We start from the raw sequence: 13,470 nt of genomic DNA on the forward strand, positions 1-13,470 counted from the left end.
ATCAAGCTGTCAATTTCAATACCGTTAAGAGGGCTTTTCAATTTTGAAAGGTCCGGTTTTGTTTATTTCTCCCTTCTATGCCTCTTCCTTGAATATTTCATGAACAAATTCACAATGTCCCTAAAGTTCCGGGCACCGAAACCGATATTAACCATAGACAAGCTAGTAAAAAAGGATTTGGTGAAAACTATGGATAAAACTTCGTTAATCGGTATTATTCTTGCTTTTGTGGCATTGAGCGTCGGGATGGTTCTGAAAGGCGTCAGTTTCAGCGCGCTTGCAAACCCCGCTGCCATCTTAATTATTATCGCCGGGACAATCTCAGCAGTCGTTATTGCGTTCCCAACTAAAGAAATTAAAAAAGTGCCTGCGCTGTTCCGAGTGTTATTTAAGGAAAACAAACAGCTGACAATAGAGGAGCTCATTCCTATGTTCTCTGAATGGGCCCAGCTTGCGCGCCGCGAAGGCCTGCTTGCTTTAGAAGCAAGCATTGAGGATGTAGATGACGCTTTCCTGAAAAACGGGCTCAGCATGGCTGTTGACGGGCAAAGCGCGGAATTTATCAGAGATATCATGACAGAGGAAGTTGAAGCGATGGAGGACAGGCACCAAGCCGGAGCCGCTATTTTTACACAGGCGGGAACTTACGCGCCGACCCTTGGAGTACTCGGCGCAGTAATCGGACTGATTGCCGCCCTCTCTCATATGGACAATACAGATGAGCTTGGACACGCCATCAGTGCAGCCTTTGTCGCCACCCTTCTCGGTATCTTTACGGGATATGTGTTATGGCATCCTTTCGCAAATAAATTAAAGCGAAAATCAAAACAAGAAGTAAAACTGCGTGAGGTTATGATTGAAGGCGTCCTGTCCGTATTAGAAGGACAAGCACCGAAAGTCATCGAACAAAAGCTTTTAATGTACCTTCCTGCGAAGGACCGCTTGAAATTTGCAGAACAAGGAGAGGCGCAAAATGGCGAGAAAAAAGAAGAAGAAGCATGAGGACGAGCACGTTGATGAATCATGGCTGGTTCCTTACGCCGATATCCTTACTCTTCTCCTGGCATTATTTATTGTGCTGTACGCAAGCAGCTCAATTGACGCAGCTAAGTTTCAAATGCTTTCAAAATCATTTAATGAAGTCTTTACAGGCGGCACCGGCGTACTGGACTACTCCAGTGTCACCCCTCCCGAAAACAACTCAGACGGAATCGATGAAGTGAAGAAGGAAAAAGAAGAGAAAGAGAAAGAGAAAAACAAGAAAGAAAGAAAGAGAAAAAGCAGCTGATCAAGAAGAGCTTAAAAATGTAAAAAGCCAGGTGGAAAAGTTCATCAAAGATAAAAAGCTGGAACATCAGCTGGAAACAAAGATGACTAGTGAAGGACTGCTGATTACGATTAAAGACAGCATTTTCTTTGATTCTGGAAAAGCGACCATACGTAAAGTAGATGTACCGCTTGCAAAAGAGATATCTAATCTTCTTGTGATTAATCCGCCGAGAAATATCATTATCAGCGGACATACTGATAATATGCCAATTAAAAATTCTGAATTCCAATCAAACTGGCATTTAAGTGTCATGAGAGCGGTAAACTTTATGGGGCTTCTGATTGAAAACCCTAAGCTAGACGCAAAAGTGTTCAGTGCCAAGGGCTACGGTGAGTATAAACCGGTGGCTTCCAACAAAACAGCGGAAGGCCGCAGCAAAAACCGGCGCGTTGAAGTTCTCATCTTGCCGAGAGGCGCAGCGGAAACAAATGAAAAATAGTAAAAAAGGAAGCCTTGTGACATATCAGGCTTCCTTTTTTTACTTATTATGAAATTGTTTTGCGTTTAATCCTACTCTTTTTAACATTTCTGTGCACATCTCTACCTCTTCTTCGCTTAATACGCTGATCATTTCATCAATTTCAGCAGCGTGATCAGGGAAAATATCGTTCAAAAGACCGATGCCTTTTTCAGTGATTTGTGCGAATGTCACTCGTCTGTCTGTAGGAGACGCTTTCCGAATGAGGAGTTCTTTTTGCTCCAGCTTATCTACAACATATGTGATGCTCCCGCTAGCCAAGAGAATTTTATCCCCTATCTGCTGCAGCGGCTGATCGCCTTTATGGTACAACAGCTCAAGCACAGCAAATTCAGTCGGATTCAGTCCATGCTTATGAATATGTTTATTCATATGATCGTTAATAGACCGATACGCGCGCGACAGCACGATAAATAACTTCAGTGATTTTTCTGTCATGTCTCAATCATCCTTTTAGAAACCGTTACAGAGAAACATTAATAAACAAAGACCAAAATGTCAATAAAAATCTTTCCAATATTTCTCTTCTTTTTTATCATGTAAGCTGCTCAACATCTTTTTCTAATTTTTTTGGTTATTTTTTCTTATTAAAGAAGAAGAAACAATGATATAATACCTCTAATCAGGTGTATGTTGGAGCGATGCAAATTGAAAATACTAAAAGGCGCCTGCGGGAGAGTCAAACTTTATATTATACTGGTCGTGATTCCGGCAATCGTCATCAGCTTTTTCGTATATGAAAAAGAAAAAGATACAATAGCTGCAGAACATAAGCAAGAAGCTAGTGTCCTGCTGAACCTTCACCGCAACAAAATCAATTATTTAATCGGAGAAACAAAGGCGAGAATGACCTCCTTGTCCATCGCCATTGACAGACCGGTTGATATAAAGAAAATGCAGTCGATTTTGGAAAAAACCTTTGATTCAGAGCCGAGATTTTCCGGTCTCTATTTTCTGAACGCCAAAGGAGACGTTACCGTAAGCACAACGGAATTAAAAACGAAAGTAAACCTGGCCGACAGATCTTTTTTTACAAAAGCGAAGGAAACAAAAAAGACAGTCATTTCAGATAGTTATTCGAGCAGAATTACAGGCCAGCCGATTTTTACCATTTGTGTTCCTGTTTTGGACTCAAAGGAAAATGTGACAGATTATCTTGTCGCAGCTATTCAAATTGATTATTTGAAAAACCTCATTAACTTGCTGAGCCCTGATGTTTATATTGAAGTGATAAACCAAGGCGGGAAAATGATTTTTACAAGCGGACAGGCCTCTCATGCAAAAGATCAGAAACCAGTCAGCGGATATCTGGATGATATCAGCTGGAATATGAAAGTATATCCGAACCCCGTCACAATAGAAGAACTGACGAAAAGCCTTGTGCTTCCACTTTCATGTATTATTGTTCTGCTGAATATCCTTTTTATTCTCGTGCTGTATTATTTGCTGAAGCGGCAGACCCAGCTGGAGCGGTCAGAAAATGAGGCGCAAAAATTAGAGCTGATCGGGACGCTTGCTGCCAGCACGGCTCATGAAATCCGTAACCCGCTCACCGGCATAAGCGGCTTTATTCAGCTGTTGCAAAAGAAATATAAAGGTGAAGAAGATCAGCTTTACTTCTCCATTATTGAACAGGAGATAAAGCGCATTAATCAAATTGTGAGTGAGTTCCTCGTTCTCGGCAAGCCGACAGCTGAAAAATGGGAGCTGAACTCGCTTCAGGATATTATCGGTGAAATTATGCCGATCATCTATTCTGAGGGCAACCTATACAATGTTGAAGTTGAATTACAGTATTTAACCGAGCAGCCCTTACTCGTAAAATGTACAAAAGATCATATTAAACAAGTGATTTTAAATGTAGCAAAAAATGGCCTCGAGTCAATGCCTGAAGGGGGCAAACTGACGATCTCCTTGGGAGCTTTGGATAAAAAGGCCATTATCAAAGTCGTGGATAACGGTGAAGGGATTTCTCAGGAAATGCTCGATCATATCTTCCTCCCCTTTGTCACTTCTAAAGAAAAAGGAACCGGTCTCGGCCTTGTTGTATGTAAACGGATCGTGCTGATGTACGGAGGCTCCATTCATATCGAAAGTGAAGTGCGAAGAGGCACGGAGGTGACGATCACCCTCCCCGTATCCGCTTCATAACCCCCCTGACCGTGTCAGGAGGGTTTTTTATCTTCTTGAACGTGAATTGCCATTCGACTTGCTTGCTGTTCTGCCAGAAAAGAGTATTTTGATGAAACGCAACAGCAGTTTCAGAACCAAAAAAAACAAAAAGAATACCAAAAAACCCTTTAAACCCTCAGTGGCATCTAAAAACTCCATATTCCCTCTCCCCGTTACTTTTTGCTGAATTTCAATAGCAAATACGATGACAATGATGACTGTAACGGTATAGATAAAGGACAAGGCTGTCATGCTCCACTTAGATAGCCATGTAAACACAGCGTGAGTGACGCCGAAAAAGAAAATGCCAAAAATGCCGATCACCCAAAAATGCATCTCTTTGTCGGTTAAATGAATGCCAAACATTCCGCATAATGAAATAAAAGCATCATGAAATTGATTGACCATTTCAGTAATGATAATCGCCAGTTCTTTCATCAGTTCCCTCTTTCATATGAATTTTTCCAGAAAAAAAGAGCGCTTCTGAAAAGCTCTCTCTTTATATATGCATCTGATAGCGCCGCTATTTATTTGCATCATATGCAGGCATAACATCTCTGCGGGGCCACAAGCCTAATTTCTTTACAAGGCCTTGAATCCCTTGGGAATGTTCGTTTTCTTGCATGAGCTGGTGATATTCATTTATTAAACAATCCAGCTCCTGACTGTGTCTGATCGTGTCATGCCCTGTAAATCCCTGCTTTCTAGCGGCATCTATCATTAACTTTCTTTTTTCATCAATAGACACCAACAATCTTTCTTGTTCAGAAGAACCGCCCATTCACTTCACCCCTCGCCGCTAAGAAATAGGAAACAAGTTTGATTGGGTTATTGTGCATTATTACAGATTATACTTTATTTGTAAACATATTTTCATTAAATAAGTTAATTTTTCAGGTATAATAGATATATTGATAGGATTAGAAGAACAATACCCAGGTGAAGAATATCTTAAACACACCGCCAGGCAGGAGGTATGCCCGATGAAGAAAAAGAAAGCAATAATGCTCGGAGCGGCAGGCGGAAAAGCGATTTTAAAAAGGAAAAACCGAAAAAAATGTATCCAGCACATCACTGTTTTTTTTCAAATGCTTCGCGATTGGAGAAACGGCGACTACCCCCGTTCACAGGTTAAAACACTTTTGCTTCTAAGTGCTGCCATCTTGTATATCGCCATGCCGCTCGATATCATTCCAGACGTTATCCTCGGTCTTGGGATCATTGATGATGCAGCTGTTCTAGGTTTGATTTGGACACTGATTAAAAAAGAAATGTCACAATATGAAAAGTGGCGTTTGCAATAAATATAAAAAGCCCCGTTCGATTGAACGGGGCTTTTCCTGCTTATTGATTCACGCTGTCTTTTTCATAAATCGGAACCCAGCCTTCAGTTGTGACAAAAATTCTCACAGCAACAACTTTGCGGTCCTCCTGAAGCGTGAAGTAATGGCGGATATTCTCAGGCACTGAGATTAAATCTCCAGGGTTTAAACGGACATCAAAAAACGTTCCGTCTTTGCCTTGAATAACAAAAATGCCGTGTCCGCTTACGATAAAACGGACCTCATCGTCTGTATGGTGATGCTCTCTTTTAAAGTTCTCAAGCAGTTCATCAAGTTTCGGATTGCTGTCTGACAAGGAGATAACATCCTGTGCTTTATAGCCGCGTCGGGCTGAGATATCTTTAATTTCAGTTTCAAAGGTATCGAGGATTTGCTGTTTTTCTTCTTCTGTCAGATCATATTTCTCTGAAAGCTGTTCCGGAAGCTTTGTAATATCCCATTGCTCATAAATAACCTCTTGACGGTCCAGAAAGCTTGCAACTTCCTCTTGATTTTCAATCGTTGTATTCGCCTCATCATGAATTCGAATTGTTGCCATTTCAGTTCCTCCTTTTATTTAACCAGCTGATGCTGGAGTGTTTTCAATTTCAAATGGTAGCTGAACAAAAATTCATATGCTTCAAGCACTCTTTTTGCTTCAAATGCCGTTCTGCCCCAAGCGGTAATACCGTGGTTTCGGATCAGAACAGCTCCTGAATCTTCTGAAACCTCTTCGACAAACAGTGCCGCGAGTGTCGGAATATGAGCCGGATTTTCAATGATCGGAACGGTCACTTCTGCATTCTCTTCCCACAGGCCGAGCGCTTTTATAATTTCCTGGCCTCTGAATGTGATTTTCTTTTGGTCCCCGTATAGCTCTGAAATCACATTATTGTTTACCGTATGGACGTGCAGGCAGCATCCGGCATTGGTTTTATTGTACAAATGTGTATGCAAGAGCGTTTCTGCTGACGGTTTCAAAGAATGTCCGCTTTCGGCAGGCTCTCCGTTTTGATCCACCAGCAGAAAATCTTCATCCGTTTCTTTTCGTTTATCTTTACCGCTTGCGGTTACGAGAAATGTTAAAGGCTCATCAGTAACCTTAATAGACAGATTGCCGCTAGTCGCCGGAAACCAATCTCGTTCGGCCAATTCCCGTTTTACTTCAGCGAGCTCTCGCCAGCGTTGTTGTTTTGCAGCCATTCCTGTACCTCCGTTACATTCTCAATATCTTTTCTTATCTCATTAAAATCTTGATACGGAAGATGATTCAGGTTCCGCTCTCGGCATTCGTTTAATAAGTAATCCCTTGCAAAGCAAAGGTCAGACAGCTTTGCCGCCTCCACATCTGTAACCGAATCACCGATCATGATGATATATTGGTTTGGCTCAGAAAGTTCATGTATCACCGACGGCTTGCAGCAGCCGCATTGGTTGCTGCATGTTCCCTTGCAAGAATGAGGCCAGTCAATATGAATATAGTCACTGTCAAATGACGCATGGTTGCAATAAATACGATCTTTCTCCACAATGCCTTCAAGCAATGGATACACAAAAAAGTCCATTCCTCCGCTTACGACATAAAACGGAAGCTCATGCTCCTTGACAAACGCTACAAATTCCCGAAAGCCTTCCCTGATTTTTGCATCTTCCAATACAAATCTTGTAATCTCTTCTTTTAAACTGCTTGGCAGAAGGCCGAACATCCGCCCGACACCTTCCTTGATCGAAAGCGTTTTGGAAAGTACGCCGTCTTTTAATGCCGTCCACTCCGGCGGAGCGAAAGTTTTCATGATACTTATAATGTTGTCGTTCATCGTGATGGTTCCGTCAAAATCACAAATAATTAAAGGCTTTCGAGTCGTCATACGGCTTCAACCTTTCCCCATTTATCAAGCGCAAGCTTCAGATCCTTACATTGTTCGGCTTTTACATCAATTGGCTGAGCTTCTAAGACCGCATCAATAATGGCTCTGAATGCTTTACCCCCGCCTTGGGCGCCGTTCGGATGTCCGTGTACGCCTCCCCCGGCGTTAATAATATGATCTATACCGAAATCCCGCATTAAAAGCGGAACCATACCGGGATGAATGCCTGCTGACGGAACGGCAAATGTTTGATGAAAGGCATCCTCTCTCACACATTCTTCGTGAATCGCCAGCGCATCTTCTTTTGGAAGCGCAACCGAACCGTATGGAGATGGGAAGAGACTGAAGTCAGCACCGCAATACCGGTTTAATTTTCCGAGCAAAAGAGCGTGAGAAAAGCCGTAGAACGGTGAAGACGTAAACGCCCCGCTGACCGCTGGATGTGCCATAATCGGGATTGCGATTTCGGGATCTTCCGCTAGGCTTTGCATGACGTCCAAACCGTAAGCGAAGACATTAAACAAAAGCGCATCCGCTCCTAATTCGGCAGCGCGTCTCGCTCTGTCTTTCAGATCAGCCGTACGTCCAGTCAAATTGACAGCATACAGCGTTTTATGCCCGGTTTGCTCATACGTTTCTTTCAATATTTGCTTTCCTTCTGTAATTCTTGTTTCAAAAGGCGCCAGACCTGTCTCAAAGAAAATTTCATCGTCCTTAATCAAGTCAACTCCGCCAAGCGCCTGCTGTCTGAGCTGTTCTTTAATATCACTCAGGTCCCTTCCGATAACCCCTTTAAATATGCTCATTAACAGCGGTCTCTCAAACTCTCCCAACAGCTTCCGAATACCATATACGCCAAACTTCGGTCCCGGCAGTGTGCGCTTAAATGCTTCAGAGAAGTGAAGATCGATTAATTTGATTTTCCCGTCCAGCGACAGCTTGCCAAACACTGTTGTCAGCAAAGCCGGAATATCCTGAGAGAAATTCATTTCAGGATAGGCAATTGTGATCACCGCTTGTTTTCCTGATGCAAGAGTTCCCTCTCTCTCCTCGACCTTTATCACCCGTCCCTTGTGCTTTTGCATTTGCTCCTGTTTTACCAGGGGCAGATCAGTCCAGGAGCCTACTGTCAATCCTGTTGCGATTTGTTCTGCTTTTTTCTCTGCATCGGCTCCCGGTTCTGTCAGGAGATATGTTGCTAATAACTCACTCATGCCAGAGCTCCTTTCATTTTCATCCATATAAAAAAACCTCTTCAAACAGCAATTGCGTCTAAAGAGGTTTCGTTTCTCGTCCGAATCTTATCTCTCAGCCGCCAGCTGCAAGAATTAGCACCGTGCTTTACAAGTCGGTTGCCGGGCTTCATCGGGCTCGTCCCTCTGCCTGCTCTTGATAAGAAAATATAGATTTTATAAATTATTTTGAATTATCCCATCGTTATCAGATCTTGTCAATGCTTTTCTGGGTAAACAGGTTCAGTTTCCCAATTCGATAAGCGGCTTCCTTGAGTCTTTCTTCACTTGTCAGCAGTCCGACTCTGACGTAACCCTCACCATATGCACCAAAGCCGTTTCCAGCTGCAACCGCCACATTCGCTTTTTCCAGCAAAAGGTCTGAGAACTGCTCGGAAGTATACCCTTCAGGCACAGGCAGCCATGCAAAAAATGAACCTGCCGGGGCTGTCACATCCCAGCCGATTTCCCGGCATGCCGTGATCCAAGCGTTTCGCCTGCTTTCATATCGGGCATTTTGCTCCGCCACACATGCCTGATCAGCTAACAGTGCCGCCGCTGCAGCTTCCTGAGTCGCTCTGAAAAGGCTGACAAACATATGGTCTTGATAAAGATTAATCGCTTCAATGACCGAAGCGTTTCCGACGGCAAAGCCGACCCGCCACCCTGCCATATTATACGTTTTTGACAGCGTGTAAATTTCAATCCCGATATCCTTCGCACCCTCAGTCTGCAAAAAGCTTAAAGGCTTGCAGCCGTCAAACCCTACAGCGCCGTAAGCAAAATCGTGAACGACACAGATCCCGTTTTCTTTCGCAAAACTCACGGTTTCTTCAAAAAATTCAGAGGTAGCAACAGCTCCGGTCGGATTATTCGGATAATTTAAATACATCAATTTCGCCTGATCCCTCACTTCAGCGGCGATGCTGCTGTAATCAGGAAGAAACGCCCTGTCCTTTACGAGCGGCATCATTTCCATCTTCGCTTTCGCGAGTGTGACACCTGACCAATAATCAGGATAGCCCGGGTCCGGAACTAAAATCGTATCACCAGGATTCAGCAAGCATTGCGGGAGCTCGACCAGACCGGCTTTCCCGCCGAATAATACAGCGACTTCAGTTTCAGGATCAAGATCAATGCCGTATTCTCTTTTATAAAATGCTGCCGCTGCCGACTTCAGACTGTATGAGCCGCGAAAAGACGAATATTTATGATTTTCTGGATCAGCAACGGCTCGTTTCATTTCCTCAACGATATGTTCCGGAGTCGGCTGATCCGGATTTCCCTGTCCGAGGTTAATGACGTCGTGTCCTTCTGCGAGCTTTCGGTTCACTTTCTGCACCAGAGAAGCGAAGAATTGTTTAGGCAATTCCTTCAATACATGAGACTGTTCAAATTTCATCTATTCTCACCTTCTAAAAAATTCTTGAAATAATAGTCCATCATCATATATGGTTAAATGAAAAAAGTAAAGAAAAATTTGGGGTGTTAAAAAGATGAAATGGACGATATCTTGTCTTCAATTTGATATTTCATACGGTAAACCTTCGGAAAATATAAAAAAGGCTGAATTTTTAATCGGAAAAGAAAGTAAACATGCTGATGTTCTTGTTCTTCCTGAATTATGGACGACCGGATATGACCTGGCCAACCTTGATGAGCTCGCTGATGAAGACGGGCGTTCTGCTCAGAACTGGCTGAAGAAAACGGCAAAGAAACATGGCGTTCATATTGTCGCCGGATCGGTCGCTGTCAGAAAGGATTCTGATGTTTATAATACAATGTACATCGCGGATAAGGAAGGACAAATCATTAAAGAGTACAGAAAAGTCCATCTTTTTCAGCTGATGGATGAGCATGTGTATTTATCAGCCGGTTCCGAAGACGGCTACTTTGAGCTAGATGGCGTCAAAAGCTCAGGACTGATCTGTTACGATATCCGTTTTCCGGAGTGGATCAGAAAACATACGACGAAAGGAGCCAACGTGCTGTTTATTTCTGCGGAATGGCCCCTTCCCCGCCTTGATCATTGGAAAAGCCTGCTTATTGCGCGGGCCATTGAGAATCAATGCTTTGTCGCTGCCTGCAATTGTACCGGTTCAAATCCAGATAATGAATTTGCCGGGCATAGCCTGATTATTGATCCATGGGGGCGTATACTTGCTGAAGGCGGCCTGGAAGAAGGCATAGTACGTGCGGAAATCGACCTTCAGGAAAGCGTTGAAGTGCGGGAGAGCATTCCTGTTTTCGATGATATCAGAAAAGATTTATATTAAAAAATATATTGACAACTTAATAAAACACCTGTTACTATGTTCATCAACTGATAAATTAGAATTGTTTAACAAGTGAATATATTCTCTTATCGAGAGTTGGGCGAGGGATTTGGCCTTTTGACCCCAACAGCAACCGACCGTAATTCCATTGTGAAATGGGGCGCATCTTTTTCGCGCCGAGACGCTCGTCTCTTAAGGCACGGTGCTAATTCCTTCAGATCTGATCTGAGAGATAAGAGAGGCGGACATAGATGTTAAGCCTCCTTCTCTCTGAGAAGGAGGCTTTTTTACGGCCATTCAGCTGCAAACATATCAAAGAGATTACATAATTGGAGGTTATGACAATGGCAGTCACAAAAACACCTTTATACGAAACGTTAAATGAAAGCTCCGCTGTGGCACTTGCGGTGAAGCTTGGCTTATTTCCAAGCAAAAGCACGCTGACATGCCAGGAGATCGGCGACGGCAATTTAAATTACGTTTTTCATATTTATGATCAAGAACATGACAGAGCATTGATCATTAAACAGGCAGTTCCTTATGCAAAAGTGGTCGGAGAAAGCTGGCCGCTGACAATCGATCGCGCAAGAATTGAAAGCAGTGCTCTCATACGCCAGGGCGAGCATGTCCCCCATCTGGTTCCAAGAGTGTTTTATTCTGATACAGAAATGGCGGTTACCGTCATGGAGGATCTTTCTCACCTGAAAATCGCAAGAAAAGGACTCATTGAGGGGGAACATTATCCGCACCTGTCACAGCACATCGGTGAATTTTTAGGAAAAACACTTTTCTACTCATCAGACTACGCGCTTGAACCCAAGGTGAAAAAACAGCTTGTTAAACAATTTACAAATCCGGAGCTGTGCGACATAACGGAAAGACTTGTCTTTACAGATCCTTTCTTTGACCATGACACAAATGACTTTGAAGAAGAGCTTCGGCCTTTTGTCGAGAAGCTTTGGAATAATGACAACGTCAAAATCGAAGCCGCTAAGCTGAAAAAGTCGTTTTTAACATCTGCAGAAACATTGATTCATGGTGATTTGCATACAGGAAGCATTTTCGCCAGCGAACATGAAACAAAGGTGATTGATCCTGAATTTGCTTTTTACGGACCGATCGGCTTTGATGTAGGCCAATTTATTGCCAACTTATTCTTGAACGCACTCGGCCGTGACGGGGCTGACAGAGAGCCGTTATATGAACATGTTAAGCAGGTCTGGGAAACGTTTAAAGAGACGTTTAGTGTAGCCTGGGAGAAGGACAGTCTGGATGTTTACGCCAAAATCGACGGTTACCTTACTGATACGCTCAGTCATATTTTTGAAGAGGCGATCGGGTTTGCGGGCTGCGAGCTGATACGCCGCGCGATCGGACTTGCGCATGTGGCTGATCTGGATACGATCGTGCCGTTTGATAAACGAATCGGCAGAAAACGGCTGGCGCTCGAAACCGGCACAGCTTTTATCGAAAAACGTTCGGAATTCAAAAAGATAACGGATGTTATTGAATTATTTAAGTTACTTGTAAAGGAATGATCCATTCATGACCCATTCATTTGCTGTTCCGCGTTCTGTTGAATGGAAAGAAACAGCCATTACCATTTTAAATCAGCAAAAGCTTCCTGATGTGACGGAATATCTGGAGCTGACGACGAAAGAGGATGTATTTGACGCCATTGTCACGCTCAAAGTAAGAGGCGCTCCGGCCATCGGCATTACAGCTGCCTTCGGACTTGCGCTTGCTGCAAAAGACATCGAAACAGATGATGTCACGGAATTCCGCCGCAGACTGGATGACATCAAACAGTATTTAAACAGCTCACGGCCTACCGCCATTAATTTATCATGGGCGCTTGAGAGACTGAGTCATTCGATCGAAAACGCCATTTCCGTAAATGAAGCAAAAACAAACCTTGTCCATGAAGCGATTCAGATTCAGGTCGAAGATGAGGAAACGTGCCGAATGATCGGCCAAAACGCCCTGCAGCTTTTCAAAAAAGGCGACCGGATTATGACGATCTGCAATGCCGGTTCTATCGCGACAAGCCGTTATGGAACGGCACTCGCTCCATTTTACTTAGCCAAACAAAAGGATTTGGGATTGCATATTTATGCTTGTGAAACAAGACCTGTCCTTCAAGGTTCACGCCTCACTGCGTGGGAGCTGATGCAGGGAGGCATTGATGTCACTCTAATCACAGACAGCATGGCCGCCCATACGATGAAGGAAAAACAAATTTCCGCTGTCATCGTCGGAGCTGATCGAATTGCAAAGAACGGTGATACGGCAAATAAAATCGGAACATACGGTCTCGCGATTTTAGCAAACGCCTTTGATATTCCGTTTTTTGTCGCCGCACCATTATCTACATTTGATACGAAAGTGAAAAGTGGCGCTGATATCCCGATAGAGGAACGGGATCCCGAGGAAGTAAGGCAGATTTCCGGAGTCCGGACTGCACCAACCGACGTGCCTGTCTTTAATCCCGCTTTTGACATTACGCCCCATGATCTCATTTCAGGAATCATCACAGAAAAAGGGATTATGACCGGTTCGTATGAAGAAGAAATTGAACAGCTGTTCAGAGGCGAAAAGGTTCACTAAAAAACCGCTGCACTTTGCTCATTTTGGGCCGAGTCAGCGGTTTTTTTGTTTGTTTTTATTCATATTGATGATTTCATCTTTTTGAGCGCTTGATAAGATATGCAGTTTCACAAACAGTTTGGCAAAAACGGCAATTTTCTCAGAGCGGCTCGGCTTCAATTGCTTTGTCCTCCTTTTTCATCAGA

General features: G+C 43.5%; 15 protein-coding genes, 1 pseudogene and 2 riboswitches. Of the genes and pseudogenes, 7 read left to right on the forward strand and 9 right to left on the reverse strand.

What is annotated here, in order from left to right:
• The first annotated feature begins 189 nt into the window (after positions 1–189).
• The gene (motA, locus tag BSI_RS10290; protein WP_003238984.1) at positions 190–1,002 is read left to right on the forward strand and encodes a flagellar motor stator protein MotA; all 813 of its coding nucleotides are present in this window, start codon (positions 190–192) and stop codon (positions 1,000–1,002) included.
• Positions 974–1,769, forward strand: a pseudogene (gene motB, locus BSI_RS0121210) (flagellar motor protein MotB). The gene motA and the pseudogene motB overlap by 29 nt, the downstream one beginning before the upstream one ends.
• Positions 1,770–1,808: 39 nt before the next feature.
• Here the strand turns inward: motB and mhqR are convergent.
• Positions 1,809–2,246 carry a MarR family transcriptional regulator MhqR gene (gene mhqR / locus BSI_RS10285; RefSeq protein ID WP_003232475.1) on the reverse strand — a complete coding sequence of 146 codons (438 nt, stop codon included), beginning with the start codon at positions 2,244–2,246 and terminating at the stop codon, positions 1,809–1,811.
• 192 nt (positions 2,247–2,438) lie between these two features.
• Here mhqR and kinD point away from each other — a divergent pair, with 192 nt between their 5' ends.
• Complete coding sequence (kinD, locus tag BSI_RS10280) at positions 2,439–3,959, forward strand: sporulation kinase KinD (protein WP_080010785.1); 1,521 nt, start codon at positions 2,439–2,441, stop codon at positions 3,957–3,959.
• A 27-nt stretch (positions 3,960–3,986) separates the two neighbouring features.
• Here kinD and BSI_RS10275 read toward each other — a convergent pair whose 3' ends face one another.
• Both BSI_RS10275 and spo0E read right to left on the reverse strand, forming a co-directional pair.
• Positions 3,987–4,418, reverse strand: coding sequence for a hypothetical protein (locus BSI_RS10275; RefSeq protein WP_003238990.1), 432 nt, complete (start codon positions 4,416–4,418; stop codon positions 3,987–3,989).
• Positions 4,419–4,503: 85 nt separating this feature from the next.
• Positions 4,504–4,761 carry an aspartyl-phosphate phosphatase Spo0E gene (gene spo0E, locus BSI_RS10270; RefSeq protein WP_003218598.1) on the reverse strand — a complete coding sequence of 86 codons (258 nt, stop codon included), beginning with the start codon at positions 4,759–4,761 and terminating at the stop codon, positions 4,504–4,506.
• A 202-nt stretch (positions 4,762–4,963) separates the two neighbouring features.
• Between spo0E and BSI_RS10265 the strand changes: the two genes are divergently transcribed.
• Complete coding sequence (locus BSI_RS10265) at positions 4,964–5,284, forward strand: YkvA family protein (protein ID WP_003238991.1); 321 nt, start codon at positions 4,964–4,966, stop codon at positions 5,282–5,284.
• 40 nt (positions 5,285–5,324) lie between these two features.
• Here the strand turns inward: BSI_RS10265 and mtnD are convergent, their stop codons facing one another.
• From mtnD to mtnE, 5 genes are all read right to left on the reverse strand, one after another.
• Entirely contained in the window at positions 5,325–5,861 is a 537-nt protein-coding gene (gene mtnD / locus BSI_RS10260) for an acireductone dioxygenase (RefSeq protein WP_003238992.1), read from the reverse strand.
• A 14-nt stretch (positions 5,862–5,875) separates the two neighbouring features.
• Positions 5,876–6,505 carry a methylthioribulose 1-phosphate dehydratase gene (locus tag BSI_RS10255; protein WP_003238993.1) on the reverse strand — a complete coding sequence of 210 codons (630 nt, stop codon included), beginning with the start codon at positions 6,503–6,505 and terminating at the stop codon, positions 5,876–5,878.
• Positions 6,463–7,170, reverse strand: coding sequence for a 2-hydroxy-3-keto-5-methylthiopentenyl-1-phosphate phosphatase (gene mtnX, locus BSI_RS10250; RefSeq protein ID WP_003238994.1), 708 nt, complete (start codon positions 7,168–7,170; stop codon positions 6,463–6,465). The genes BSI_RS10255 and mtnX overlap by 43 nt, the downstream gene beginning before the upstream one ends.
• On the reverse strand, positions 7,167–8,384 hold the full coding sequence (gene mtnW, locus BSI_RS10245; RefSeq protein WP_032732165.1) for a 2,3-diketo-5-methylthiopentyl-1-phosphate enolase: 1,218 nt from the start codon (positions 8,382–8,384) through the stop codon (positions 7,167–7,169). Before mtnW ends, mtnX begins: the two co-directional genes overlap by 4 nt.
• An 84-nt stretch (positions 8,385–8,468) precedes the next feature.
• Positions 8,469–8,569, reverse strand: a riboswitch (SAM riboswitch).
• Between the two features lie 41 nt (positions 8,570–8,610).
• Positions 8,611–9,804: a methionine-glutamine aminotransferase gene (gene mtnE / locus BSI_RS10240; RefSeq protein ID WP_003238996.1), complete on the reverse strand. Its 1,194-nt coding sequence runs from the start codon at positions 9,802–9,804 to the stop codon at positions 8,611–8,613.
• Between the two features lie 94 nt (positions 9,805–9,898).
• On the opposite strand from mtnE, the gene BSI_RS10235 reads away from it, so the two are divergent.
• The 3 genes from BSI_RS10235 to mtnA all read left to right on the forward strand — a co-directional run bounded on the left by BSI_RS10235 (position 9,899) and on the right by mtnA (position 13,285).
• Positions 9,899–10,678 carry a carbon-nitrogen family hydrolase gene (locus BSI_RS10235; RefSeq protein ID WP_003238997.1) on the forward strand — a complete coding sequence of 260 codons (780 nt, stop codon included), beginning with the start codon at positions 9,899–9,901 and terminating at the stop codon, positions 10,676–10,678.
• A gap of 83 nt (positions 10,679–10,761) precedes the next feature.
• Positions 10,762–10,917: riboswitch (SAM riboswitch) on the forward strand.
• Positions 10,918–11,022: 105 nt separating this feature from the next.
• Positions 11,023–12,216: an S-methyl-5-thioribose kinase gene (mtnK, locus tag BSI_RS10230; protein ID WP_003238998.1), complete on the forward strand. Its 1,194-nt coding sequence runs from the start codon at positions 11,023–11,025 to the stop codon at positions 12,214–12,216.
• Positions 12,217–12,223: 7 nt separating this feature from the next.
• The gene (gene mtnA, locus BSI_RS10225; protein WP_003238999.1) at positions 12,224–13,285 is read left to right on the forward strand and encodes an S-methyl-5-thioribose-1-phosphate isomerase; all 1,062 of its coding nucleotides are present in this window, start codon (positions 12,224–12,226) and stop codon (positions 13,283–13,285) included.
• Between the two features lie 33 nt (positions 13,286–13,318).
• On the opposite strand, the gene BSI_RS22760 is transcribed toward mtnA, so the two are convergent.
• Entirely contained in the window at positions 13,319–13,444 is a 126-nt protein-coding gene (locus BSI_RS22760) for a hypothetical protein (RefSeq protein WP_003239001.1), read from the reverse strand.
• Positions 13,445–13,470: the final 26 nt, after the last annotated feature.

This window comes from Bacillus inaquosorum KCTC 13429, from assembly GCF_000332645.1.
Taxonomy (GTDB): domain Bacteria; phylum Bacillota; class Bacilli; order Bacillales; family Bacillaceae; genus Bacillus; species Bacillus inaquosorum.